Source organism: Pseudonocardia sp. TMWB2A (genome assembly GCF_017312135.1).
In genome coordinates, this window is record NZ_QKQY01000002.1 from 3,779,360 (window position 1) to 3,803,890 (window position 24,531).

General features: G+C 75.6%; 22 protein-coding genes. 12 read left to right on the top strand and 10 right to left on the bottom strand.

Features of this window, described 5'->3' with window-relative positions:
• The first annotated feature begins 3 nt into the window (after positions 1-3).
• Positions 4-1,389, top strand: a complete 1,386-nt coding sequence (locus DMP17_RS32240) for a chloride channel protein (protein ID WP_337831510.1) — start codon at positions 4-6, stop codon at positions 1,387-1,389.
• A 6-nt stretch (positions 1,390-1,395) separates the two neighbouring features.
• On the opposite strand, the gene DMP17_RS32245 is transcribed toward DMP17_RS32240, so the two are convergent.
• Genes DMP17_RS32245 through DMP17_RS32255 form a run of 3 tightly spaced genes read right to left on the bottom strand, consistent with a single transcriptional unit; the run spans position 1,396 to position 5,024 of the window.
• Complete coding sequence (locus tag DMP17_RS32245) at positions 1,396-2,163, bottom strand: PrsW family glutamic-type intramembrane protease (protein ID WP_337831511.1); 768 nt, start codon at positions 2,161-2,163, stop codon at positions 1,396-1,398.
• Between the two features lie 46 nt (positions 2,164-2,209).
• The gene (locus tag DMP17_RS32250) at positions 2,210-4,102 is read right to left on the bottom strand and encodes a TIM barrel protein (protein WP_443217929.1); all 1,893 of its coding nucleotides are present in this window, start codon (positions 4,100-4,102) and stop codon (positions 2,210-2,212) included.
• Entirely contained in the window at positions 4,092-5,024 is a 933-nt protein-coding gene (locus tag DMP17_RS32255; RefSeq protein ID WP_337831512.1) for a shikimate dehydrogenase, read from the bottom strand. Before DMP17_RS32255 ends, DMP17_RS32250 begins: the two co-directional genes overlap by 11 nt.
• A gap of 142 nt (positions 5,025-5,166) precedes the next feature.
• Here DMP17_RS32255 and DMP17_RS32260 point away from each other — a divergent pair, with 142 nt between their 5' ends.
• The 3 genes from DMP17_RS32260 to DMP17_RS32270 all read left to right on the top strand — a co-directional run bounded on the left by DMP17_RS32260 (position 5,167) and on the right by DMP17_RS32270 (position 8,131).
• Positions 5,167-5,823, top strand: coding sequence for a TetR/AcrR family transcriptional regulator (locus DMP17_RS32260; protein ID WP_226357107.1), 657 nt, complete (start codon positions 5,167-5,169; stop codon positions 5,821-5,823).
• A gap of 152 nt (positions 5,824-5,975) precedes the next feature.
• Positions 5,976-7,316 carry an MFS transporter gene (locus DMP17_RS32265; RefSeq protein WP_226357108.1) on the top strand — a complete coding sequence of 447 codons (1,341 nt, stop codon included), beginning with the start codon at positions 5,976-5,978 and terminating at the stop codon, positions 7,314-7,316.
• Positions 7,316-8,131: an N-acyl homoserine lactonase family protein gene (locus DMP17_RS32270; protein ID WP_226357109.1), complete on the top strand. Its 816-nt coding sequence runs from the start codon at positions 7,316-7,318 to the stop codon at positions 8,129-8,131. The genes DMP17_RS32265 and DMP17_RS32270 overlap by 1 nt, the downstream gene beginning before the upstream one ends.
• Before the next feature lie 34 nt (positions 8,132-8,165).
• On the opposite strand, the gene DMP17_RS32275 is transcribed toward DMP17_RS32270, so the two are convergent.
• Entirely contained in the window at positions 8,166-9,071 is a 906-nt protein-coding gene (locus DMP17_RS32275; protein ID WP_337831513.1) for a LysR family transcriptional regulator, read from the bottom strand.
• Positions 9,072-9,152: 81 nt separating this feature from the next.
• Between DMP17_RS32275 and DMP17_RS32280 the strand changes: the two genes are divergently transcribed.
• The gene (locus DMP17_RS32280; RefSeq protein ID WP_337831514.1) at positions 9,153-10,901 is read left to right on the top strand and encodes an acyclic terpene utilization AtuA family protein; all 1,749 of its coding nucleotides are present in this window, start codon (positions 9,153-9,155) and stop codon (positions 10,899-10,901) included.
• Positions 10,898-12,421 carry a CoA transferase gene (locus DMP17_RS32285; protein WP_337831515.1) on the top strand — a complete coding sequence of 508 codons (1,524 nt, stop codon included), beginning with the start codon at positions 10,898-10,900 and terminating at the stop codon, positions 12,419-12,421. Before DMP17_RS32280 ends, DMP17_RS32285 begins: the two co-directional genes overlap by 4 nt.
• 37 nt (positions 12,422-12,458) lie before the next feature.
• Here DMP17_RS32285 and DMP17_RS32290 read toward each other — a convergent pair whose 3' ends face one another.
• Positions 12,459-13,517 carry a DUF368 domain-containing protein gene (locus DMP17_RS32290; RefSeq protein WP_337831516.1) on the bottom strand — a complete coding sequence of 353 codons (1,059 nt, stop codon included), beginning with the start codon at positions 13,515-13,517 and terminating at the stop codon, positions 12,459-12,461.
• A gap of 138 nt (positions 13,518-13,655) precedes the next feature.
• Here DMP17_RS32290 and DMP17_RS32295 point away from each other — a divergent pair, with 138 nt between their 5' ends.
• The 4 genes from DMP17_RS32295 to DMP17_RS32310 all read left to right on the top strand — a co-directional run bounded on the left by DMP17_RS32295 (position 13,656) and on the right by DMP17_RS32310 (position 17,364).
• Positions 13,656-14,336 carry a DUF4232 domain-containing protein gene (locus DMP17_RS32295; RefSeq protein WP_337831517.1) on the top strand — a complete coding sequence of 227 codons (681 nt, stop codon included), beginning with the start codon at positions 13,656-13,658 and terminating at the stop codon, positions 14,334-14,336.
• A gap of 85 nt (positions 14,337-14,421) precedes the next feature.
• Entirely contained in the window at positions 14,422-16,125 is a 1,704-nt protein-coding gene (locus DMP17_RS32300) for an ABC-ATPase domain-containing protein (protein WP_226365164.1), read from the top strand.
• Between the two features lie 54 nt (positions 16,126-16,179).
• Positions 16,180-17,040: an SDR family oxidoreductase gene (locus DMP17_RS32305; RefSeq protein ID WP_226365163.1), complete on the top strand. Its 861-nt coding sequence runs from the start codon at positions 16,180-16,182 to the stop codon at positions 17,038-17,040.
• Positions 17,041-17,166: 126 nt separating this feature from the next.
• The gene (locus tag DMP17_RS32310) at positions 17,167-17,364 is read left to right on the top strand and encodes a hypothetical protein (RefSeq protein WP_226357117.1); all 198 of its coding nucleotides are present in this window, start codon (positions 17,167-17,169) and stop codon (positions 17,362-17,364) included.
• Between the two features lie 4 nt (positions 17,365-17,368).
• On the opposite strand, the gene DMP17_RS32315 is transcribed toward DMP17_RS32310, so the two are convergent.
• The 3 genes from DMP17_RS32315 to DMP17_RS32325 are packed head-to-tail and all read right to left on the bottom strand — an operon-like array spanning position 17,369 to position 20,769.
• Positions 17,369-18,322: a 3-methyladenine DNA glycosylase gene (locus DMP17_RS32315; protein ID WP_443217930.1), complete on the bottom strand. Its 954-nt coding sequence runs from the start codon at positions 18,320-18,322 to the stop codon at positions 17,369-17,371.
• Between the two features lie 27 nt (positions 18,323-18,349).
• Positions 18,350-19,411, bottom strand: a complete 1,062-nt coding sequence (locus tag DMP17_RS32320) for a hemolysin family protein (RefSeq protein WP_337831518.1) — start codon at positions 19,409-19,411, stop codon at positions 18,350-18,352.
• Positions 19,408-20,769, bottom strand: coding sequence for a hemolysin family protein (locus DMP17_RS32325; RefSeq protein WP_337832768.1), 1,362 nt, complete (start codon positions 20,767-20,769; stop codon positions 19,408-19,410). Before DMP17_RS32325 ends, DMP17_RS32320 begins: the two co-directional genes overlap by 4 nt.
• Before the next feature lie 313 nt (positions 20,770-21,082).
• On the opposite strand from DMP17_RS32325, the gene coaA reads away from it, so the two are divergent.
• A complete protein-coding gene (gene coaA, locus DMP17_RS32330) occupies positions 21,083-22,012 on the top strand; it encodes a type I pantothenate kinase (protein WP_226357499.1) in 930 nt (309 codons plus the stop codon).
• On the opposite strand, the gene DMP17_RS32335 is transcribed toward coaA, so the two are convergent.
• On the bottom strand, positions 21,984-23,099 hold the full coding sequence (locus DMP17_RS32335) for a M20/M25/M40 family metallo-hydrolase (protein WP_337831519.1): 1,116 nt from the start codon (positions 23,097-23,099) through the stop codon (positions 21,984-21,986). The two genes, coaA and DMP17_RS32335, sit on opposite strands and share 29 nt — an antisense overlap.
• Positions 23,100-23,176: 77 nt before the next feature.
• Between DMP17_RS32335 and DMP17_RS32340 the strand changes: the two genes are divergently transcribed.
• Positions 23,177-23,668, top strand: coding sequence for a MarR family winged helix-turn-helix transcriptional regulator (locus tag DMP17_RS32340; RefSeq protein ID WP_100877766.1), 492 nt, complete (start codon positions 23,177-23,179; stop codon positions 23,666-23,668).
• A 16-nt stretch (positions 23,669-23,684) separates the two neighbouring features.
• On the opposite strand, the gene DMP17_RS32345 is transcribed toward DMP17_RS32340, so the two are convergent.
• Positions 23,685-24,515, bottom strand: a complete 831-nt coding sequence (locus tag DMP17_RS32345; protein WP_226365158.1) for a DUF427 domain-containing protein — start codon at positions 24,513-24,515, stop codon at positions 23,685-23,687.
• Between the last annotated feature and the right edge of the window lie 16 nt (positions 24,516-24,531).

The following is a 24,531-nucleotide window of genomic DNA, read 5'->3' on the forward strand; positions in this document are numbered from 1 at the left end:
GGGGTGTCACGCCGACCGAGTGAGCGCCTCCGGGTCCCCGCCCCCGTCCTGCGGACGCGCGTCGGGTCGAAGCGGGCCGCGACCGACCAGCCCAACGTCACCGGCGACGGCGCGTCGCCGCTGACCGTCCGGTTCTGGCTGCTGCTCGTCGTGACCGGGGTCGCCGCCGGGCTGTCCGGGATCGTGCTGATGGCGCTGCTGCACGCGGTGTCGGACCGGGCCTGGGGGGCCGGGGCGGCGGAGGGGTTCCAGGCGGCGGTCGAGCGGGCCGACGCCTGGGGGCGGGTGTGGCCGCTGCTGGTGGCCGGGCTCGTCGCCGGGGTCGGCGGGTACCTGCTGCGCCGGTTCGTCCCCGGCCGCACCGACGTCGACGACGCGATCTGGACCGGCGACGCGCGGCTCGGGGTGCGCCGCAGCACCGGCACCGCGGCGCTGTCGGAGGTCGTGGTCGGGCTCGGCGCCTCGCTCGGCCGGGAGGCCGCGCCCAAGCTGATGGGCGGGGTGTGGGGCGCGGTCCTGGCCGGCTGGGGCGGATTGTCGCTCGAGCAGCGACGGCTGCTGGTCGCCTGCGGCGCCGGGGCCGGGCTGGCCTGCGTCTACGACGTGCCGCTGGGCGGGGCGCTGTTCACCGCCGAGGTGCTCGTCGGCACCGTGCGGCTGCCGGTGGTGCTGCCCGCGCTGGCCTGCACCGCGACCGCCACCGTCGTCGCCTGGCTGTACCTGCCCGCCGGGCCGCTCTACCCGGGCCTCCCGGTCCCGGCGACGACGCCGTCGCTGCTGGTGTGGGCGGTGCCCGCGGGCGTGCTGATCGGGGTGCTCGCGACCGGCTGGGTCCGGCTGATCGGGTTCGTGTCGCACCACGGACCCCGGCGGACGTGGTGGCGGATCGCCGCCCCGGTCGTCGCGTTCGGGCTGCTCGGTGTGGCCGGGCTGGCGTTCCCGCAGCTCTACGGCAACGGTGCGGACCTGGCCGAGCAGGCCTTCCTCGGCGGCGGGGCGCTGCTGCTGTTCGCGGCGCTGGCCGTGCTGAAGCCGCTGGTCACGGCGGTGTGCCTGGGCAGCGGCGCGTCCGGAGGGCTGTTCACCCCGACTCTGTGCACCGGCGCGGTGCTCGGGGCCGCGCTCGGCGGGGCCTGGTCGGCGCTGTGGCCGGGCACCCCGGTCGGCACGTTCGCCCTGGTCGGGGCGGCCGCGATGATCGGGGCCGGGATGCAGGCGCCGCTGGCCGGTCTGGTGCTGGTGCTGGAGCTGACCGGCACCGGGTTCGCGATCGCCGTCCCGCTGGTCGCCGCGACGCTGGTGGCGACCGCGGTGGCGCGGTGGCTCGACGGGTACTCGATCTACTCGGCTCGCCTGGCCGCGCAGCCCTCGGCCGACCAGACCACCTGAGGCGGGTCAGGCGGGCAGCGCGGTGCCCGGGGTGCGGTGCGGCAGCCGGTGGGCGAACCCGGTGAGCAGCCCCAGGCTGACCACGGCGAGCACCCCGTAGGCGACGAACCCGCCGACGCTGTCCCAGGTGGTGTGCAGCGCCACGGCCAGGACGAACACCAGCAGCGCACGCCCGGCGGCCCGCCGGGTGCGCCGCCGCGCCGCGTACCAGAGCGCCGCCGCGGTGAGCCCGGTCCACGCCATGTGCGCCGCCGGGCTGAGCACGCCCCGCAGGAGCAGGACGTCGTCGACGGCGCCGAGGTCGCCGTTCGAGCGGACCAGTACGACGAAGCCGTAGCCCATCGTCTCCAGCGCGGCGAAGCCCGCCCCGGACGCGACCCCGACCAGCAGGCCGTCCGCGGGATGCCCGCGGCGCGCGGTCAGCAGCAGCACCAGCAGGGGCGCGACGAGCTTGGCCGACTCCTCGATCAGCGCGACGCCGAGCATCGGCAGCGTGCCGAGCGAGCGCATCGCGTCGAACTCCAGCAGCCCCGCCGCGACGACGCCGACGACCCCGCCGAGGAACGCGACCAGCGCGATCGGCCCGGCGCCGATCGAGTAGTCCAGCCGCCGCCCCAGCACGAAGGTCACGAACGCGGCCGGGGCGACCGCGGCGCCGAGCAGGATCAGCGACGGGACGAGGTTCGGGTTCTGGGTGACCAGCAGGACCCGGCGCACCGCCTCGAACAGCACCAGTCCCACGACCAGGACGACCAGCCAACCCCAGCGACGCACCTGCGACTCCCCTCCTCGACGGACGCCGGGACGGTAGCGGCGCCGCTCAGACCCGGGCGAGTCGGGACCGGCGGTGGGCCGCCATCCGCACCGGGGCGTCGGCCCAGCCGTGCCCGTCGTGGCCGCCGGTGCGCTGCACCAGGGCCAGGAACAGGCGCCCCCCGAGCAGCTCGGTGCACACCTGCAGGTAGTCGCCGTCGGCGTCGTGGTCGTGCAGGACGCCGAGCTCGCGGTAGGCCGCGACGGTCGTGGCCGGCAGGTCGAGGCGGGCGGCGAGGTCGTCGTGGTAGTTCGCCGGCACCGGGAGCAGCGGCACCCCGGCCGCGCGGGCGGCGGCCGCGGTGGCGAGTACGTCGTCGCAGGCCAGGGCCACGTACTGCGGGTCGGCGACGGCCGGGCTCCATCCGCCGCGGCGCAGCACCGACACGGTGAGGGCGAGCCGGACCCGCCGCTCGGGGTCGGCCAGCGCCCGGCTGCGGACCAGCCCGAACGGGGCCGCGTACTCGCCGTCGCCGACGGTGTCGAGGCCGAGCACGGCGCGGTGGAACAGGACCGCCTCGTCGAACGCGTCGTAGGGCTGGGTGAGCCCGATGTGGTCGATGCCGGTGATCCCGGTGCCGGGGGAGCGGGGCTCGTCGACGGCCACGAAGTCGTGCGGCCACGCCCCCGCGGGGTCCCCGGTGGTGCGGCACAGGAACACCGCGGTGCCGTCGGGGGCGGTGATCCCGGCGAGGTCGGCCTCGCCCGGCCCGGTGACGCGCGGGACTGGGGCGGCGCACAGCCGGGCCGCGCGGCGGGCGGCGGCGTCCGGGTCGGCGGACTCGACGGCGAGCGCGGCGACCGCGCCCGTGCCCTCGCCCGCCGCGTTCACCAGCAGCCTCGCGGTGCCCTGCTCGAAGCGTTCGACCTGCTTGGTGCGGTGCACCCCGGTGCGGCTGAACCCGAGCGCACGCAGCACCCGTCCCAGCTCGGGGCCCGCGGTGAGCTCGACGAACGCCGTCCCGCCCAGGGCGGGGGCCGCGGTGCCGACGGGGTCGGTCCCGGCGCCGGCGCGGGCGGTGGCCTCGGCGAGGGCGATCAGCGAGCGGCGGGCGTCGACGGCGGTGCGGACCGGGTCGGACTGGCGGAAGACGTCGTTGAACACCTCCAGGGACAGCGGCCCGGCGTACCCGGCGGCCAGCACGGGGGCGAGGAACGCGGGCAGGTCGAACCCGCCCTGGCCGGGGAACAGCCGGTGGTGGCGGCTCCAGGACAGCACGTCCATCGACAGCTCGCGGGCGTCGGCGAGCTGCAGGAAGAACAGCTTCCCGCCGGGGACCTCCGCGATCGGGGCGGGGTCGGAGCCGCGGGCCAGGATGTGGAAGGAGTCCAGGCAGAGGCCGAGCGCGGGGTGGTCGGCGGCGTGCACGGCGTCCCAGGAGGCGTCCCAGGTGTCGACGTGCCTGCCCCAGGCGAGCGCCTCGTAGGCGATGCGCAGCCCGCGCTCGTGCGCGCGGGCGGCGAGGGTGTGCAGCTGGGCGGCGAGCAGGTCGGCGTCGGCGGCGGGGTCGACGGCGTCGGGGGACACCGAGGAGCACACCAGCACGGTGTCGGCGCCGAGACCCGCCATGACCTCGAAGGTCGCGTCCGCCCGGCGCAGGTTCGCCGCGAACCGGTCGGGGTCGGTCGAGTCGATGTCGCGCAGTGGCTGGTAGAGGTCCACCGACAGGCCCAGGTCGCGGCAGCGGGCGCCGATCGCGGCCGGGGAGCCGGGGTCGGCGAGCAGGTCCGGCGCGAAGATCTCGACGCCGTCGAACCCGGCGGTCGCGGCGGCGGCGAGCTTGTCCTCCAGCGTGCCGGACAGACAGACCGTGGCCAGGGACAGGCGCGCGGTCCCGGTGGCCGGGGTTCCGGTGGGCGCGGTCGCGGTGGGCGCGGTGGGCGCGGTCTCAGGCGACACGGGCGGCCTCCTGCTCGGCGGTGATCAGCTCGGCGAGGTGGGCCAGCATCCGGGCCGGGTCCGGTGCGACGCCGGTGAACAGCCGGAACGCCTCCGCGGCCTGGTGCACGGCCATCGCGCCGCCGTCGACGGTGCGGCAGCCCGCGGCGCGCGCGGCGGCCAGCAGCGCGGTGTCCAGCGGCCGGTAGACGATCTCGGCGACCCACGGGCGGGTCGTGAGCAGTGCGGGGTCGAACGGCAGGCCGGGGTGCTCGGCCATCCCCACCGGGGTGGCGTGCACGAGGCCGTCGGCGCCGGGGAGCAGCGCGGCGAGTGCGGACAGCGGGTGCCCGGTGGCCTGCGCGCCCGGGGCCAGGTGCGGGGTCACCGACGCGGCGAGCGCGGCGGCGCGGTCGCCGTCGACGTCGACGACCTGCAGGGCGCCGACGCCCTCGCGGGCCATGGCGTAGGCGGCCGCGGCACCGGCGCCCCCGGCGCCCAGCAGCACGACGCGGCCGGTCGCGGCGCCGGGCAGCCCGGCCCGCCAGCCGTCGCGGAACCCGGTCCAGTCGGTGTTGTGCCCGGTCAGCGACCCGTCCGCGCCGATGACGACGGTGTTGACCGCGCCGATCGCGGCGGCGTCCGGGGCGAGGGCGTCGAGGTGGCCGATCACGCGCTGCTTGCAGGGGTGGGTGACGTTGAGCCCCGCGTGGCCCTGCGCGCGGGCCCGGCGGAGCAGGTCGCCGACGGCGTCCGGCGACACCCCGAGGACGTCGAGGTCGAAGCGCTCGTAGGTCAGGTCCAGGCCGTGGGCGGCGCCCTCGCGCTCGTGCAGGGCCGGCGACAGCGACGGACCGATGCCGGCGCCGATCAACCCCGTCCGCACCCGCGTGCCGGTTCCGGTGGCGTCGGTGTCGCGCCGGGTCTCGCTGCTGCTCCGCACGGATCCCTCCTCGGATCTATGTACCGTACGGTTAGTTGTACCGGACGGTGGACGTCTCGGCCAGGGGGAGCGGTCGGCGGTCCGTAGAGTCCGGGGGCGCCGCCGGGATCCCGGCGACGCGGAGCGGCGGAGGGGGACCGCGGTGGCAGCGGCACCGGAGGACGGCGTCCGGCAGCGCGACGCCGAGCGCACCCGTACCGAGATCCTGGACGAGGCGACCGCGGAGTTCGCCGACCGGGGGCTGGCCGGGGCGCGGGTCGACGAGATCGCCGCCCGCACCCGGACCACCAAGCGGATGCTCTACTACTACTTCGGCTCCAAGCAGGGCCTCTACCTGGCGGTTCTCGAACGCGCCTACACCGGGATCCGGGCACTGGAACAGCAGCTGTCGGTATCGGACCTCAACCCGGCGCGGGCGGTGCGGGCGGTCGCGGAGCTCACCTTCGACCACCACGAGGCGCACCCGGACTTCATCCGGCTGGTCGCGATCGAGAACATCCACCACGCCGAGCACCTGCGCTCCTCCCCGCTGCGCGAGGGGCTCGCCGGGCCCGCGGTCGGGGTGCTCGAGTCCATCCTCGCCCGCGGCCGGGAGACCGGGTTGTTCCGCGACGACGTCGACGCCTTCGACGTGCACGTGCTGATCAGCTCGTTCTGCGTGTTCCGGGTGGCCAACCGGCATACCGTCTCGGCGATCTTCGGTCGCGACCTGCTGGACCCGGCGCGGCGCGGGCACTACCGCCGCATGGTCGGTGACCTGGTCGTGGAGTACCTGACCGCCCGCGTCGGGCAGGACTGACCGCCGGCGTCCCACCGGGCCCTTGACACGCGTCGCGCTGCAACTCACTATTCGGTACGTAACCAGACGGTACATAAGCGAGCGGCTCGCCGCCCGGGAGCCGTCGACCGTGACCACAAGTGCCTGCAACGTCGCACACGCCGGGAGCCACCGTGAGCCAGCAATCGTCCGCCGCCGCGCCGAGCGCGCCGCAGGCGCAGCCGAAACGGGCCGCCCTGGCCGCCTGGATCGGCAGCGCCCTGGAGTACTACGACTTCTTCATCTACGGCACCGCCGCGGCGCTGGTGTTCAATAAGGTGTTCTTCCCCGACTCGAGCCCGGCCACCGGCACGCTGCTGGCGCTCGCCACCTTCGGCGTCGGCTATCTCGCCCGGCCGCTCGGCGCCTTCGTGCTCGGTCACATCGGTGACCGGTTCGGCCGCAAGCGCGTGCTCGTCGCGACGGTGATGCTCATGGGCGCCGCGACCTTTGTGATCGGCTGCCTGCCGTCCTACGGCTCGATCGGGATCGCAGCGCCGATCATCCTGGTCGCGATGCGGCTGCTGCAGGGCTTCTCCGCAGGAGGTGAGCAGGCCGGCGCGAACTCGATGACCCTGGAGCACGCGCCGGACCACCAGCGCGCCTACTACACGAGCTTCACGCTGTCCGGCACACAGTTCGGGCAGATCCTCGCGACGGCGGTCTTCCTGCCGATCGCGTTGCTGCCCGAGGAGGACCTGCTGTCCTGGGGCTGGCGCGTGCCGTTCTGGCTGAGCTTCGTCGTGGTCCTGGTCGCGTTGTTCATCCGCCGTTCCCTGCACGAGACTCCGGTCTTCGAGCAGCAGCGCCAGGAGCAGGGCGAGAGCGTGAGCCCGCTCGTCGAGCTCGGCCGCAACCACCTCGGCAGCGTCGTCCGTGTGGTCGCTGCCGCCACCATCGCGACCGTCAGCACGATCTTCACCGTCTACGCGCTCTCCTACGCGGTCAACACCGTCGGGCTGTCCCGCTCGGCGATGCTCTGGGTCGGCGTCCTCGCCAACGTGCTGGCCCTGTTCGCGCTGCCGCTGTTCGCCCGGCTCGCCGACCGGATCGGTCGCAAGCCGGTGTTCATCGGGGGCTCGATCGGGTGCGCAGTGCTGATGTTCGCCTACCTCGGCGCCATCTCCACGGGGAACTACGTGCTGATCTTCGTGGTCGGACTGTTGATGTTCGGAATCGTGCACAGCGCCACCGGTGGGGTATGGCCGTCGTTCTACGGCGAGATGTTCCCGGCCCGGGTCCGCCTCTCCGGCACCGCGGTCGGTACCCAGATTGGCTTCGCCGTCGCCGGCTTCGCCCCGTCGATCGCGGCCGCACTGGCGGGCCCGGACGGCGCGGACTGGCTCCCCGTCGCCTGCTTCGTCGCCGCGATCTGCGCGGTGAACGTCATCGCCGTCGCCACCGGGCCGGATCACTACCGGACCCCGACCTCGGAGCTCGGCACCCGCCGCAGCCGGGAGAAGGTCTCGGCCTGATGGCACCGGTGTACGAGGTCACCGCTCTGCGCTACGCCTCGCGCGAGGCCCGGCGGGGCGAGCACTTCCTCGGCTTCTCCGAGGACTGGGCCCAGCCCCACCCCACCGCCTACTTCGTGTGGCTGGTACGCGGTGCCGGACGGACCGTCCTCGTCGACGCCGGGATCGACCCGGAACGCCCGGGCAGTCTCGTCGGGCCGACGGCGGACCTGACCGCCCCGCACGAGCTGCTGGGCGAGGTCGGCGTCGACCCGGCCGAGGTCGACACGGTGGTCCTCACCCATCTGCACTACGACCACACCGGCACGGTCGCCCGCTACCCGAACGCCCGGTTCGTGCTCCAGCGCGACGAGCTGGACTACTGGACCGGGCCGTGGGCGAAGCGGCTCACCCGCGAACAGTGGCTCTGCTCCGCCGTCGATCTGGGGTTCCTCACCGACCCGGCGACGAGCGGACGGGTCGACCTCGTCGACGGTGACGCCGAGCTCGCGGCCGGGCTGTCGGTGCACCGGGTGGGCGGACACACGGCCGGCATGCAGATCGTGCGGGTGGCGACCGCGGCCGGGTCGGTGGTGCTGGCGTCGGACGCCGCGCACTTCACCGAGAACATCGATCTCGACCGGGCCTTTCCGATCGTGAACTCGGTACCCCACGCCCATGCCGCGTTCGACCGGGCGCTCGAGCTGGCCGACTCGCCGGCTCTGGTGGTACCGGGGCACGACCCCGTGGTGCTGGAGCGCTTCCCCCCGGTCTCGCCGCGGCTGGCCGGACGGGCGTGCGTGATCGGCGCGACGCCGAGGGCCACGGCCGGTTGAGTCCGGCCCGGCCGCTCACCCGGGCCCCGTGGCATCACGCCGCGGGGCCCGTCGGCGTCCCGGCCGCGGCCGCCAGCACCCCGACGACGTCGCCGGGGTCGGCGGCCCGGTCGGCGCGCCACACCGCGTCGGTACCCAGCCGCACCTGCGCCCCGGTCACCGGCAGCACGTGCACCGGCTCCCCGACGAACGCCTTGTGCGTGGCGCCGGACCCCAGCCCGACCAGCGTGAACGCCTCCCCGGCCGCGACGACGTGGGTCAGGTCGCCGGGGTTGTGGGTGTCGAGCTCGATCCGCCGGTGCACGCCGTGGCGGGCCAGCAGCTCCCCGGTGGCCCGGTAGACCGCGGGGGCGGCGTCGTAGCGGATGGACACGTAGGGCAGCTCCGCCAGCTCCTCCAGGCGGACCTCGGTGCGGTCGTCGAAGCCCCGCCCGTGCCCGACGGCGACGGCGGCCGGCCGGGTGTCCACCCGCCGTACGGTCAGCCCGGGGTCCTCGCCACCGCCGTGCACGAACGCCAGGTCCAGCTCGCGGCGGGCGACCGCGCGGGCCAGCTCCGCGCTGGTCCCGGGGCGGATCCGCACCGCCAGCTCCGGGCGGGCGGCCCGCAGCCGTTCCAGGAACCCGTCGCGGACCGCCGCGGTCACGTCCGGCGCCATCCCCACCACGACGACCGGGTGGCCGTCCGCGGCGGCCAGCGCGCCGGGCAGCGCCTCCACCCGGGCCACGATGTCGCGGGCCCGCGGCAGCAGCGCCCGCCCGGCCGCGGTGAGCGCCATCCCGCGCGCGGACCGGGTGAACAGCGTCGCGCCGAGCTCCCGCTCCAGGTCGCGGACCCGCCGCGACAGCGGCGACGCGGCCAGGTGCAGCCGGGCCGCCGCCCGGGTCAGGTTCAGCTCGTCGGCGACGGCGAGGAAGTACCGCAGATGGAACAGCTCCACGGAGCATGACCCTAGAGGTCACGCCCGGCTGCACGCATCGGTCCTGGTCGTGGCCCTGATCCGCGGCCTACCGTGACCGGCATGGCCTCCCGTCCCGTGCGCATCGCGAACGTCTCCGGCTACCTCGGCGACCGGTACACCGCCGTCGACGAGGCGATGGCCGGTGACCCGGTCGACGTCCTGATGGGCGACTACCTCGCCGAGATCACCCTCGCCGCGCTCGCCGCCGCCGCCGGGCGCGGCGGCCCCGGCTACGTCGCCTACGCCCTGGACCAGCTCACCCCGCACCTGCCCGAGATCGCCCGGCGCGGGATCCGGGTCGTCACCAACGCGGGCGGGTTCGACCCGGCCGGGATGGCGCAGGAGCTGCGCGGCCGGATCGCGGCGGCCGGGCTGTCGCTGCGGGTCGCGCACGTCGCCGGGGACGGGGTGTTCGACCGGCTCGCCGACTTCCACTCCGACGGCCACGGGCTGGAGCACCTCGACACCGGCGCCCCGCTCAAGGACTGGGGGTTCGCCCCGATCACCGCGAACGCCTACCTCGGCGGCTTCGGGATCGCCGCGGCGCTGGCCGCCGGCGCCGACGTCGTTGTGACCGGGCGGGTCACCGACGCCTCGCTCACCGCCGGACCGGCCGCCTGGTGGCACGGCTGGGGCCCCGACGAGTTCGACGCGCTGGCCGGTGCGGTCACCGCCGGGCACGTCATCGAGTGCGGTGCGCACGCCACCGGCGGGAACTTCTCCGGGTTCCGGTCGGTGCCCGGGATGCTGCGCCCCGGCTTCCCGGTCGCCGAGGTCGCGGCCGACGGCTCCTCGGTGATCACCAAACACGCCCGCGACGGCGGCACGGTCACCGTGGACACCGTCACCGCGCAGCTGCTCTACGAGATCCAGGGACCCCGCTACCTGAACCCCGACGTCACCGTGCACCTCGACACCGTGCGGCTGAGCCAGGAGGGCCCGGACAGGGTCGCGATCGGCCCCGTCACCGGGTCCCCGCCGCCGCCCACGGCGAAGGTCGCGGTGTTCGCCCCGATCGGCTACGAGATCTCCACGATGCTGTTCTGCACCGCCCCCGACGTCGAGGGCAAGGTGGAGCTGTTGCGCAACCAGCTGCGTGCCGCGCTGGAGGGGCACGTCGACTCCCTCGAGGTCACCCCGCTCGGCGTCGCCGCGGTCGACCCGCCGACCCAGTGGGCGGCGACCGTCCCGATCCGGGTGATCGCGACCGCGCGGGAGAAGGAGCCGCTGCTCCGGTTCGCCCCCGCCGTCGGGTCGCTCTACCTGCAGGGGTTCCCCGGTTTCCACCACGACGGGCACGCGCCGCGGGCGTCGCAGCCGTGGCCGCGGATCGAGTACTGGCCCGCGCTGCTGGAGTCTGCGCTGCTCGACCACCACGCCGTTCTCGACGACGGCAGCCGGGTCGAGGTCCCGCGCGCCGGCCGGACCGCCACCCCGGAGGAGACCGCGCAACCGGTGCACCCGGACCCGGACCTGCCCGCACCGACCGGGCCGCGCGCCGAGCTGGGCGAGTACACGTGGGCCCGGGCGGGGGACAAGGGCGGCAACGCCAACGTGGGCGTCTGGTGCCGCGACCCCGCGCACTGGGAGTGGCTGCGTGCCACCCTGACCACCGAGCGGGCGGCCGCGCTGCTCCCCGAGGCGGGGGGCCGCATCGTCCGCCACGAGTTCCCGCACCTGCGCGCGGTGCACCTGGTGCTCGTCGGGCTGCTCGGCTCGGGCGGCTCGGCCAACCTGCGCGTGGACCAGATCGGCAAGTCCGTGGGCGAGTACCTGCGGGCCAAGCACGTGGAAGGACCCGCTGCATGACCAGCTCCGCCGCCACGACCGGCGACGCCACTGCCGAGCGCATCCTCGCGACCGTCGCGTCCCCCGCCGCCGACGACGCCTTCGACCCCGGCGCCGCGCTCGACGGGCTGCTGGGCTGCGTCGGGATGAGCGGCGCCGACGCCGGCGGGCGGGTCGCGTTCGTCGGCGCCGACCCGGTCGTGCCCAGCGCGCTGCGCCTCGGCGGCGGTGCGGCCGTCGCGCTCGCCGCGAAGTCGGTCGGGATGGCCGCGGTGCACCGCGACCGCGGCGGCGACGGCCAGGACGTCACCGTCGACGTGCGCCGCGCCCCGCACCGGCTCTGCCCGTTCTACGACCGCCGCTGGGAGCTCGTGAACGGCTACCCGGCCGCCGCCCCGGCGATCACCTCCCAGGAGCTCGGGTTCCGGTTCCACCGCACCCGCGACGACCGCTGGGTGATGCCGCTCAACCCCTACCCGGCACTGCGGGCCCGGGCCGAGACCTTCCTCGGGGTGCCCGAGAGCGGCGTCGCGGGCGCCGTCGCCCGGTGGGACGCCGCCGATCTGGAGGCGGCCGCGAGCGACGCCGGCATCGTCATGCCGATGGCCCGCACCCCCGCCGAGTGGCTCGCGACCGAGCAGCACGCGGCGCTGGCCGGCACCCCGCCGATCACCCTGCGCCGCATCGGCGACGCCCCGCCCGAACCGTTCCCGCGGCGCCGCCGCGCCGACCTGCCGCTGGACGGGCTGCGCGCGCTCGGGATGGGCCACGTCATCGCCGGCGCCGGGACCGGCCGGGCGCTGGCCCTGCACGGCGCGGACGTGCTCAACATCTGGCGCCCCACGGAGTTCGAGCACGACAGCACCTACGTCACCGCGAACGTCGGCGTCCGGTCCGCCACGGTGGACCCCCACACCGCCGACGGCGCCGCGCTGCTGCGCGGGCTGCTCGCCGACGCCGACGTGTTCTACGCCAACCGCCGCCCCGGCTACCTGGCCCGGCTCGGGTTGTCCGCCGAGGACGCCGCCGCGGTCCGGCCCGGCATCGTGCACGCCTCGAACACCCTGCACGGGCCGGTCGGGCCGTGGGCGCACCGCGTCGGGTTCGACCAGTCCGCGGGCACCCTGGTCGGGATGATGACCCTGGAGGGCGGCTCGGCCACCGACCCGACGGTGCAGCCCCGGCTCTCGCCGATCCTGGTCGTCAACGACTACATCGTGTCCTGGCTGACCGCTGCCGGCGTCGCGGCGGCGCTGCGCCGCCGCGCGGTGGAGGGCGGCTCCTGGGCGGTGGAGGTGTCGTTGGCCCGGGCCGCGCTCTGGATGCTGGAGCTCGGGGTCCTCGACCTCGGCTACGCCCGCGAGGTCGCGGGCACCGGCGAGCGTCACGCCTACCCCGACCCGGAGACGTTCACCGCGCAGACCCCGCTGGGGCACTACCAGGGGGTGACCGACCAGGTCACGATGAGCGCGACGCCGGGGGAGTACCGCACGGTGCTCGTCCCGCGCGGCTCCGGGCGCCCGGAGTGGCCGGCGCGCTGAGCCCGGCGCCCGGCCGTCGGGGCCCGGAGCCCGCCGTTCAGCGGTCGCGGCGCGGCGGCGGCTCCACCCGGGGGATCGGGCGGGTCACGTCGGCCTCCACGGCGCGGTCCACGGCGCGGTTCCCGCCCGGCTCCGCGACGGGGCCCGGGACACGGTCCATGACCTGGGTCGTGGCCTGCTCGGGGGTGTCGTCCGGCGCGGCCGGCGCCGCCGACCCGTCCACCCGCCGCTCGACGGCCATGATCGCCAGGACGACCGCGGCGCCGGCCGCGGCCGGCAGCAGCATCCACCACCAGCCCGGGTCGGGCGCCAGGACACCGCGGGCGTCGTCCTGCCAGGGCCACAGCGCCCGCAGCGCCCCCAGCAGCACCCCGATCATGATCACCATCAGGGTGCGGCGGTGGTGCTCCAGCAGCCAGGTCAGCACCGACACGAAGCTCGCCAGTCCCAGCACGGCGCCGAGCCCGAACACCGCGATGTAGGCCAGGTCGAGGTCGCGCACCGCGCGCAGGGTCGGCTCGTAGAGCCCGAACACCAGCAGCAGGAACGACCCGGAGAAGCCCGGCAGCACCAGGGCGCACACCGCGACCGCCGCGGCCAGCGCGACCAGCGGCATCGGCGGGCGGCCGTCGCCGACGGCCGGGGGGAGCGCGCTGACCGCGAACGTCCCCGCGAACGCGACGACGACCAGCGCCCACTCCCGCAGCCCGCGCAGCCGCCCGGTGATCCGCAGCGGGACCGCCACCGACGCGGCGACCATCCCCAGGAACACCGCCCGGGCGCCGACGGGGTGGTCCTCGATCAGCCCCGGGAGCACCTGCGACGCCGCCAGGACCGCCAGCACCATGCCCAGCGCGACGGGCAGCAGCAGGCCCCAGTCCAGCCGTCGTAGCTCCTCGCGGGGCGCCACGTCACCGCCCGCCGCGCCCGGCAGCAGACCCCGGGCCGCGCCGACGAGGTGGGCCCCCTGGGCGATCAGGCGCTCGTAGATCCCGACGACCAGGGCCATGGTCCCGCCGCTGACCCCCGGGATGGTCTCGACCACGCCGATCGCGGCCCCACGGGCCAGATGGATACCGGACATACGCGACAACACAGGGCAGGACGGTACCGACCGGGCGACGATCGGGAACGGACGGGTGAACCCTCGTTCGCATCACGAAGGATCGGGGCAACCGGTTGCGTTCCGATACGTCCGAGGAGACGTACACACCATGACGATCGGGGGACTGACATGGACGGGTACGTCCTGCACCGCACCGCCCGCTGGGCCGTGACCATCGCCGCCTGCGGCGCCGTGCTGGCCGGCTGCGGGAGCGGCGGCGACTGGCCGGCGGCCGCCGGGTCCGGCGGCGCCTCCGCCACGCCGAGCGCCGCCGCGCCGACGACGAGCGCCCCGGTGTCCGACGCCGGGGGCACCGGGTCGGCCGGGGGAGCCGGGAACGGTGGCACCCACACCGGCACCGGTGGCGCCGAGGCGGGCGGCGACGAGCGCTGCCACGCCTCCGAGCTCGCCGGCTCGGTCGCGGCCGACCCGGGCGGCGGCGCCGCGGGCTCGTCGTACGTGACGCTGACGCTGCGCAACCAGAGCGGCCGCACCTGCTACGTGCGGGGCTTCCCCGGCGTGTCCTACGTCGGCGGCGACGACGGCCACCAGATCGGCCCGGCCGCCGCGATGCAGGGCGGGCACGGCGACCCGGTGCGCCTCGCCCCCGGCGGGACCGCCGGTGCGACACTGCGGGTGGTGAACGTGCGCAACTTCGACGAGGCGGCCTGCCGCCCGACGGCCGTGCGCGGCCTGCGCGTCTACCCGCCCGGCGAGACCGACTCGCTGTTCGTCCCGATGGAGGGCACCGGCTGCGCCGCCACCCCGCCCGGGGACCAGCTGGTGATCCAGGCGTTCACCGCGCGCTGACCCGCGCCCGGGCCCGGTCCGCCGCGGACCGGGCCCGGCGGGGTCCGCGGGTGGCCGCCGCGACGGTGGAGGAGAGAACCCCCGCATGACCCCGCACGACCGCCCGGACGCGCCCCGCCGGCGTGGCGACGTCGCCGCGCTCGGCTACCGGCTGCAGGACCTCGACGGCGCCTCCTACCGCTCCTACAAGGGCCTCACCGGCGTCTGGATGGGTGAGGACGGCTACGACCTCGAGATCCGGACGGTGCAGGCCGACCCGTTCGCGCCGCCGTCGCGGCTGCGGGTGACCGTGCCCGCCCGGACGGCGGGACTGCCGCCCGGCCTGTACTACGGCCCCGTCCGCGCGCGTGCCCTCGGCGGGTTCCTCGCCCGCGCCCTGCGCCGCGCCGTGGAGCACAGCACCCTGCGGGTCGACGCGGGCGGCCAGGAGGTGCTCGACCGCAGCGCGGTCCGCATCCGGCCCGACGGTACGGTCGTCGCCGAGCTGTCGGTCCCGCTGCCCGGCCGCGGTCGCCGGATCGACGGCTGGGCCGCGGCCGCCGCGGTGACGGTCGTGCTGCCCCGCGCCGTGCTCGGCGCGCTGCGCTGGGAGACCGCCGACACCGCCGCGGCCGAGGAGTTCGTGGAGACCGTCGAGGACGCGGGTGCCCTGCGCGACGCGCTCGCCGGTCGTGGCCTGGTCGGGTTCGTCGCCGACGGCGCGGTGCTGCCGCGGGCCTCCGGGGTCGACGACCGTCCGCTGGCCGGCGGGGTCCCGTTCGTCTCCCCGCCGGAGCTGCGGGTGACCCTGGACGTCCCGCACCGCGGCACGGTGACCGGGATGGGCGTCCCCGAGGGGGTCACGCTGATCGTCGGCGGCGGCTACCACGGCAAGTCCACACTGCTGCGCGCGCTGGAGAACGGCGTGTACGACCACGTCCCCGGCGACGGCCGTGAGCTCGTCGTCGCCCGTGCCGACACGGTGTCGGTGCGCGCCGAGGACGAGCGCTCGGTGCAGCGCGTCGACGTGTCGGCCTTCGTCACCGGCCTGCCGTCCGGCAACCCCACCGACGACTTCTCGACGGAGTCGGCGTCCGGGTCGACGTCGCAGGCCGCCGCCACGGTCGAGGCCCTGGAGGCCGGCGCCGGGGTGCTGCTGATCGACGAGGACACCGCCGCCACCAACGCCATGATCCGCGACGACCGGATGCGCGCGCTGATCCCGGCCGAGCCGCTGGTCCCGTTCGTCGAGCGGGTCCGGCCGCTGCACCGCGGGCACGGGGTGTCCACCGTGCTCGTGATGGGCGGGTCGGGGGAGTACCTCGACCGCGCCGACACGGTGGTCCTGCTGCAGGACTACGCCGCCTCCGAGGTCACCGGGCGGGCCCGGGAGATCGCCGGACGGGCGGACGAGGCGGGCGACACCGCGTTCCCGGGGTTCGCGCGCCGCGAGTTCGACCCCCGCAGCGTGGACGCCTCGGTGCGCGGCCGGCGCAAGGTCACCGCCCGTGGCCGCGGCCGGCTCACCTTCGGCGCCGACGACATCGACCTGTCCGCGATCGCCCAGCTCGCCGACCCCGGCCAGACCACCGGCGTCGGGTACGCCCTGGCCGCCCTCGACCTGCGCGGGGTCACCCTCGCCCAGGCCCTGGACCGGCTGGAGGAGGCGGTGCGCCGCGAGGGGCCCGACGCGATCACCCGGGGCGCCCCCGTGGACGTCGCGGTGCCGCGGCGGCACGAGGTCGCGGCCGCCCTGAACCGACTGCGACCCGCTCGTGTGACCCACCTCCACAGAAACGGTCAGATCTGACTGTTACAGTGCGCTCCGAGCACGTGCACCGACGCACCGTCACCGGAGGACCCCATGACCGAGCCTGCCCAGCGGGACCTGAACAGCCGCACCATCGTCATGTCCGGCGGCAGCCGCGGCATCGGCCTCGCGATTCTGCTCGCGGCCGCCCGCCGCGGCGCCAACGCCGTCATCCTGGCCAAGACCGACCAGCCCGACCCGCGGCTGCCCGGCACCGTGCACACCGCGGTCGCCGAGATCGAGCAGGCCGGCGGCAAGGCCGTCGCCGTCGTCGGTGACGTGCGGGTCGAGGAGGACGTGGACCGCGCCGTCGCGACCGCCGTCGAGACCTTCGGCGGCGTCGACATCGTCGTCAACAACGCCAGCGCGCTGAACATGAGCGGCACCGCCGACGTCACGCCCAAGCGCTACGACCTCATGCAGTCGATCAACTCGCGCGGCACCTACCTGCTGACCCGGGCCGCGCTGGACCACCTGAAGGCCTCCGACGACGCGCAGGTCCTCACCCTGTCCCCGCCGATCAACCTCGACCCGAAGTGGCTCGGCGTGTTCCCGCCCTACATGCTCTCCAAGTACGGCATGTCGCTGCTGACCCTGGGCTGGGCGCACGAGCTCGCCGGCGACGGCATCCGGGCCAACTGCTTGTGGCCGCGCACCACCATCGCCACCGCGGCCGTGGTCAACCTGCTCGGCGGCGACGCGGCGGGGCAGCGGGCCCGCACCCCGGAGATCATGGCCGACGCCGCCGTGGCCGTCCTGACCGACCCGGCCCGCCCCACCGGGCAGACCTTCATCGACGACGAGGTGCTCGCCGCGCACGGCGTCACCGACCTCGCCCCGTACGGCGACTCCGAGCACAACGACATCGACTTCTTCATCGAGGGCACCGACCCGGCGGACCTCCCGAAGCACTAGTGCTCCGACGGTGACCGGTTGACCCCATCGGGTGACGCCGGGAACCGGCGGGACCGGGTGCGCGACCCCTCACGACGGCGCGGGCACCCGTCCCGCCACCCCGGACCGACGACGAGGAGCACCCGAGTGCGACACATCGCCACCTTCTGCGGCAGCTGCAACTGCGGATGCCCCGAGCTGTACGTCGACGACGCCGCCGTGCCGGAGAAGCGCATCGTGGTCACCGACGACTTCGGCCAGCGCGTGCAGATGAGCGTGGACCAGTTCGCCGACCTGGTCGCCTCGGCCCGCAACGGCCTGCTGGACGAGCTCGTCGCGAGCTGAGCCGCTACGCGGTCGCGGGGCCGCCGGGGACCTCCCCGGCGGCCCCGTCGTCGTTCCCGGGACGGTCACCGGCCCCGGCGAGGCGCCCCGCGAGGTCGATCAGGTCCGCGCGCAGCGGCGCCGCCCGCTCGGCGAACCCGGCCTGGGCGCGGGCGTACTCGGCGCGCCCGGCGGGTGTCTCGATCGGCACCGGGTCGAACCCGTGACCGGACAGGTCGTAGGGGGAGGCCCGCATGTCCAGCTCGCGGACGTCCGCGGCCAGGGCGAAGCAGTCGGCCACGACCTCCGACGGCACCGCCGGGGCGAGCTTGTAGGCCCACTTGTAGAGGTCCATCGTCGCGTGCAGACAGCCGGGCTGCTCCAGCTCGACCTGCCGCTCCCGGGTCGGGACGAGCTCGTTGCGCGGGGCCGCGGCGTCGGTGAAGAACCGGTAGGCGTCGTAGTGGGTGCAGCTGATCCGCGCCGACTCGACGACGGCGTCGGTGCCCGCCCGCCCGAGGCGCAGCGGCACCGTGTCGCGGTGCCGGGTGTCGTCGGTGCGGTAGACCATCGCCCACTCGTGCAGGCCGAAGCAGCCCAGCCGCGGCGCCCGGGAGCCGGTCGCGGTGAGCAGCCGGTGCACGAACGCCGCCGTCGTCCGCAGCCGCGGCGGCGCCGTCGCGGGGTCGAACAGCACCGTGCCGTCGGGCCGGGTGACGTGACCGGGGCGGTCGGCGAGCTCCGCGGCGTCGGCCAGTGCCACTCCGGGGCCCGGGTCCCAGCGCTCCAGCTGGGCGGGGCGGTGGGAGTAGTAGGTGAACAGGAAGTCCCACACCGGGTGCGGCTCGCCGCGCCGGCGCCGCTCGCGGTGCGGCACGGTCCACACCGCGACCCGCTCCCGGTGTGCCGCCGCCCGCGCCCGCCACGCCGCGCCGTCGAGGACGGGCACGGCGGTGGCGGGGGCGGACGGGGTCGGCACGGTGTCCGACGGTACGACCCGCCCGGGTCAGGCCGGGGTGCCGGGGGCGTGGGTGGCGTCGCGGACGCTGCCGACGAACGCCTCGGTGAGGTCCTCCATGGTGACCACGCCGACGGTGGTGTCGTGCGCGTCGACGGCGCGGGCCAGGTGTGCCCGGGCCGCCCGCAGCGTCGCCAGCGCCTCGTCCAGGCGGGCCGAGGCCGGGACCGAGGGCAGGCTGCGGACCCGCTGCGGCGGGATCGTCGCCGACTCGGAGTCGGCGAGGTCCAGCACGTCCTTGACGTGCAAGTACCCGGTGAGCCTGCCCTGGGCGCCGCGGATCGGGAAGCGGGAGTACCCGGTCCGCTCCACGGCCTCGGTGAGCGCGGAGACCGTCGTCGACCCGCCGGGGCCCGCGTCGAGGCACACCAGGTCCTCCAGCTCGACGACGACGTCGGAGACGGTCGCCTCCGCCGAGGACAGGGTCCGCTCGATCCGGGAGCTCTCGGAGTCGTCGAGCAGGCCCTCCCGGCGCGAGTCGCCCAGCATCTCGGCGAGCTCGCCGGTGGTGAACGCGGTCTCCAGCTCGTCGCGCGGGGTCACCCCGACCAGGCGCAGGGAGCCGTTGGCCATCGCGTTGAACAGGTCGATGAACGGGCGGGTGACCCGGGTCCACACCAGGAACGGCGGGACCAGCAGGATCGCCGCGCGTTCGGGGCCGGCGATCGAGATGTTCTTCGGCACCATCTCGCCGAGCATCATGTGCGCGACGACGACGATCATCAGCGACACCGCGAACGCGACCGGGTAGGCGAACGCCTCCGGCACCCCGACGGCGGCGAGCGGCCCGTCGATGAGGTGCGCGACGGCGGGCTCGCCGAGCCGGCCGAGCAGCAGCGAGGCGATGGTGATGCCCAGCTGGGAGGCCGCGAGCATCCGGGACAGGTCGTGCGAGGCGTCGAGCACGCGGCGCGCCCCGGCGGACCCGCCGTCGGCCATGGCCTCCAGGCGGTCCTTGCGGGCGGAGATCAGTGCGAACTCCGCGGCGACGAAGAACGCGTTCACCGCGAGCAGGGCGACGGCGGCGAGCAGTGCGATCAGGTCGTTCACGCCGACACCGCCCCGGACACGGCCGTGTGCTCGTCGGCGCCGCGGGTGACGCGGACCTCGGCGACCCGGTTGCGGTCGCGGCGCAGGACCTCCAGGGTCCACCCGTCGACCTCGACGGCGTCGCCGACGTCGGGGATGCGGCCCAGCCGGGCCACGACCAGCCCGGCGAGGGTCTCGTACTCCCCGTGCGGCATCCGGAAGCCGGTGGCCTCGTCGACCTCGTCGTCGCGCATCAGCCCGGACAGCGCCCAGACCCCGTCGCCGAGGCGGCGCACCCGGTTCTGCTCTCCGCGGTCGTGCTCGTCGCGGACGTCGCCGACGATCTCCTCCACCAGGTCCTCCATGGTCACCAGGCCCGCGGTGCCGCCGTACTCGTCGACGACGACGGCGGTCTGCAGCCCGGCCGCCCGCAGCCGGGTCATGAGTTCGTCACCGTCGAGCGACGACGGCACGGTCTCGACCGGCCGGGCCAGGTCCCGTACGGCGGTGTCGGCGCGGCGGGCCGGCGGGACCGAGAACGCCTGCTTGACGTGCACCAGCCCCAGCGGGACGTCCGGGTCGCCGTCCACGACCGGGAACCGGGAGAACCCGGAGCGGCGGGCCAGCGCGACCAGGTCGGTGACGGTGTCGGTGGCGTCGATGGTCTCCACCCGCACCCGCGGGGTCATCAGGTCCTCGGCGACGCGGTCGGTGAAGCGCAGCGAGCGCTCCAGCAGCACCGCGGTGCCCGGGTCGATGCTGCCGCTCTCGGCGCTGGCCCGCACCAGCGAGCTCAGCTCGCCGGGGGAGCGGGCCGAGCGCAGCTCCTCGGCCGGCTCGATCCCGAACCGGCGCACGATGGCGTTGGCCGCGGCGTTCAGCCCGGTGATCAGCCAGCGGAACGCCGAGGCGAACCCGGCCTGCAGCCACACCACCGAGCGCGCCACCTCCATCGGGTGGGCGATCGCGAGGTTCTTCGGGACCAGCTCGCCGAACACCATCGACAGCACCGTGACCAGGACCAGCGACAGCACGGTGGCGGTGCCCGAGGCGATCCCGGCGGGCAGCCCGACGGCCTCCAGCACCGGCCGGATCAGCTCGGCGACGGCGGGCTCGGCGATGTAGCCGGTGGCCAGGGTGGTGGCGGTGATGCCGAGCTGGCAGCCCGACAGCTGGAACGACAGCCCGGAGTGCGCCCGCTGCACCGAGCGGGTGCGGCGGTCGTCGCTGCGGGCGACGGCGGCGTCGATGCGGCTGCGTTCGAGCGCGGTGAGGGAGAACTCCGAGGCGACGGAGACGGCGGTTCCCAGGGTGAGCGCGACGACCGCGAGCAGCCCGAGACAGGAGAGCAGGACGGACACGGAGCTCAGGGCCTCCATCAGGGAGAAACGGTGCACGACGATACGGCCGCCGCGCCCGGCCCGCCCGACGGGAGCTGCGAGTGATCTCACGGCGTCCCGACGGTGATCCGGGCCGTGACCGGGGTCTAGGTTGGTCAGCCATGACCACGGCGACGTCGCCCTCCGCACCGCTCCCCGCGCCACCGGGTCCCCCGGACGGCCGCCGGGGGCCGGTGGCCGGGGCCCCGACCGCGGCGCAGCGGTGAGCGCCCCGCAGCCGACGCCCCCGTCGGAGCGCGCGACCCCCGCGGCCGCGGCGCCCCCGCAGTACGGTGGCCGGCGCAGCTCCGGGCTGGCCCGGGGGAGCGCCTCACCGTTCGTGGACTTCGACCGCCGGTCCTGGGCACAGCTCGCGTCCTCGACCACGGTGCCGCTGTCGGCACAGGAGCTCGAGCAGCTGCGCAGCTACGGCGACTTCGTCGACCTCGACGAGGTCCGCGAGGTCTACCTGCCGCTGTCGCGGCTGCTCAACCTGCACGTCGAGGAGGGCGGGCGGCTCTACCGGGCCTACCGGCGCTTCCTCGGCTCGGGCGGGGCCCGCACCCCGTTCGTGATCGGGATCGCCGGCTCGGTCGCGGTCGGCAAGTCGACCACCGCGCGGCTGCTGCGCCTGCTGCTGGCCCGCTCCCCGGAGCACCCCGACGTGCAGCTGGTCACCACCGACGGGTTCCTCTACCCCAACGCCGAGCTGCAGGCCCGCGGGCTGATGGAGCGCAAGGGCTTCCCGGAGTCCTACGACCGCCGCAAGCTGCTGCGGTTCGTCTCCGAGATCAAGGGCGGCCGCCCCGAGGTGACCGCCCCGGTCTACTCGCACCTGGTCTACGACATCGTGCCCGACGAGCAGCTCGTGGTCCGCAGCCCCGACATCCTCATCGTCGAGGGCCTCAACGTGCTCCAGCCCGCGGTCGCGGGCGCGCTGACCGTGTCGGACTTCATCGACTTCTCGGTCTACGTCGACGCCGCCACCGCCGACGTCCGCCGCTGGTACGTGGAGCGGTTCCTGCGGCTGCGCCAGACCGCGTTCCGGGACCCGCAGTCGTTCTTCCGCCGCTACGCCGAGCTCGACCACGACGCGGCCGTCGCCCGGGCCGAGCACATCTGGGCGACGATCAACCAGCCCAACCTGGAGCAGAACGTGCTGCCCACCCGTTCGCGGGCCAGCGCGGTGCTGACCAAGGGGCCGAACCACGACGTCACGCGGGTGCGGCTGCGCAAGCTCTGACCAGCGCCGGGACCAGGGCGTCGGCGGCCTCGCCGACCCGGGCCGCGGAGCAGGTCTCGTCGGTGACGTGCGCCAGCTCGGGGTCGCCGGGCCCGTACACCAGCACCGCCGGGTCCCCGAGCGCCCCGACGAGCACCGACGCGTCGGTGAAGTAGGACGCGAACGCCGCCGGCCCGCCGTACCCGAGCGCCGTCGCGGCCGCGGCCGCCCGCGGGTCGGCCGGGTCGGTCCCGACGGCGGGCAGGTCCAGGCGGACCTCGACGTCCGGGACGCCGCGGTGGGGGGTGCCGGCCAGCGCGGCGCGGGCGATCCCGGCCACCTCGTCGCGGGCGGTCGCGGCGTCGAGGCCCGGGACCAGGCGCAGGTCGACCTCCAGCTCGGCGCGGTCGGGCACCAGGTTGGGCTGCAGCCCGGCGTGCAGCGTCCCGGGGTTGGCCGTGGCGGCGCCGTGCGTCGCGCTGACCGGCCAGGTGTGGTCGTGCAGCGCCGCCGCGACCCGCCCGAGCGCGACGAGTGCGTTGTCGCCCAGCTCGGGGCGCGACCCGTGGGCGCTGACCCCGTGCTGGACCAGCCGCAGCCACAGCACGCCCTTGTGGCCGTGCAGCACCCGGTTGGCGGTCGGTTCGGCCACCACCAGCAGCGGTGACGGCTCCAGGCCGGTGAGCAGGCGGGCGCCGTCGCCGCCGGTCTCCTCGCCGAAGGTGAACACCAGCTGCAGCGGGGTCGCCGGGTCGCTGTGCAGCGCCGCGACGACGAGCGCCGCGACCCCGGCCTTCATGTCGGTGCTGCCGCGCCCGCGCAGCCGCCCGTCGACGACGTCACCGGCGTGCGGGTCGAACGACCAGCCGGCCGGGTCGGCGGGGACGGTGTCGAGGTGCCCGGTGAGGGTCACCGGCGGGCGGCCGTCGCCGCGGCGCGCCACCAGGTTCGCCCGCGCCGGGTCGGCCGGGTCGGGCTCGGTCCGCACGGTGAAGCCGCCGTCGTCGAGCAGGCCGGCGAGCAGGTCCGCGGCCGCGCGCTCGCCGCCGCCCCGGGTGTCGAGGGCGATCAGCGAGCCGGCGAGCGCGACGGGGTCGGGGGTCTCCATCCCCGCGACCCTGCCACGACCCCGCCGCCTCCGAGGGCCGATGCCATTGCTCATCACTTCTTTGGCAGAATGGGGCGATGAGTGAGGGATCGGGCAGCGAGTCCGGCGGCTCCGGCGGCACCGTGGTGTCGAGCCGCTTCGAGACGAGCGACGACGAGGTGGCCTCCCGGCTGCGGCTGGCCGTGGGCCGGCTGAACCGCCGGATCCGCATCGACGGCTCCGAGTCGCTGCCGCCGTTGCAGCTGTCGACCCTGGTCACCGTCGAGCAGCACGGCCCGCTGCGCCTGTCGGAGCTGGCCCGCCGGGAGGGCGTGACCGCACCGACCATGTCCCGGGTGCTGTCCGCGCTGGACGACCAGGGCATGGTCGAGCGCGCCGCCGACCCGGGCGACGCCCGCGGCGTGCTCATCTCGATCTCCGCCGACGGGCTGGACCGGCTGCGCGAGGTCCGCAGCCAGCGCACCGCGCTGGTCGCCCGCCGGCTCGACCGGCTCGACGCCGCCCAGCGCGCCGCGCTGGAGGCCGCGCTGCCCGCGATCGAGGCCCTGATCGTCGCCGACGAGGACTGAGCGCTGCGGGGTCCCCTCAGGCCTCGGCGCCGTCGACGGTGACCACGACCCGGGAGCCGTCGTCCCGGCTGCCGCCCGCGACGGCACGCAGCCCCGCGACCCGCGCCGACTCCGGCAGCGGGTCGGGGTAGTGCCAGAACACGTCGGCCAGCCGGGTCCCGCCGGGCAGGTCGGCGTGCTCGTAGTGCGCCTCGCCCTTGTAGGGGCAGCGGGTGCGCAGCCCGCTCGGCGTGGTCGGGACGGCGACGTCGGCGGCGGGCAGGTACCAGCGGTTCGGCAGCCCGGTCTCCGACAGCACCCACGGGTGCTCCGAGCGGGCCAGGACCGTCTCGACGCCGTCGGTCGCGACGTGGGTGACCACGACCTCGCGGTGGGTCGGGCGCACGTCGACCCGGGTGTAGGGGTCGGTGAGGTGGGCGAAGACCTGCTCGTCCTCGTCGTACCAGGCGTCGGCGGCGTTCCAGTACAGCGCGGCGAGCCCGCGCAGCCAGGGCGCGGCCGCGACGGGCTCGGGGTAGTGCCAGACGGCGTTCTCCGCGGTCCGGTCGCCGAGGACGAGCGAGCGGTAGGACGCGTCGCCCTTGAACGGGCAGTGCGTGGTGTGGTCGGTCGCGACCAGGACGTCCTGGTCGAGGTCGGCCTCGGGGACGTAGAGCACGGGCAGCAGGTTCGACTCGTGGACGAGGAACCCGCCACGGGTGTCGAGCACGGTGCGCCCGGCGAACTCCGCCCGCACCCGCCTCGGGAACGGATGCATGAGCAGCTTGTGCGGCGGGCCGTCGATCGCGTAGTTCACCGTGGTCGGCGCGTACGGCGACAGCGGGCCGTCGGTGCGGGTCAGTCCCATGTGGCCTCACCTCGTG

Bases quoted from the DNA above. Each gene is read 5' to 3' on its own strand.
- DMP17_RS32340 (WP_100877766.1), top strand. From the start codon at position 23,177: ATGAGTGAGGGATCGGGCAGCGAGTCCGGCGGCTCCGGCGGCACCGTG.
- DMP17_RS32305 (WP_226365163.1), top strand. From the start codon at position 16,180: ATGACCGAGCCTGCCCAGCGGGACCTGAACAGCCGCACCATCGTCATG.
- DMP17_RS32325 (WP_337832768.1), bottom strand. From the start codon at position 20,769: ATGGAGGCCCTGAGCTCCGTGTCCGTCCTGCTCTCCTGTCTCGGGCTG.
- DMP17_RS32270 (WP_226357109.1), top strand. From the start codon at position 7,316: ATGGCACCGGTGTACGAGGTCACCGCTCTGCGCTACGCCTCGCGCGAG.
- DMP17_RS32300 (WP_226365164.1), top strand. From the start codon at position 14,422: ATGACCCCGCACGACCGCCCGGACGCGCCCCGCCGGCGTGGCGACGTC.
- DMP17_RS32345 (WP_226365158.1), bottom strand. From the start codon at position 24,515: ATGGGACTGACCCGCACCGACGGCCCGCTGTCGCCGTACGCGCCGACC.
- DMP17_RS32280 (WP_337831514.1), top strand. From the start codon at position 9,153: ATGGCCTCCCGTCCCGTGCGCATCGCGAACGTCTCCGGCTACCTCGGC.
- DMP17_RS32295 (WP_337831517.1), top strand. From the start codon at position 13,656: ATGGACGGGTACGTCCTGCACCGCACCGCCCGCTGGGCCGTGACCATC.
- DMP17_RS32335 (WP_337831519.1), bottom strand. From the start codon at position 23,099: ATGGAGACCCCCGACCCCGTCGCGCTCGCCGGCTCGCTGATCGCCCTC.
- DMP17_RS32285 (WP_337831515.1), top strand. From the start codon at position 10,898: ATGACCAGCTCCGCCGCCACGACCGGCGACGCCACTGCCGAGCGCATC.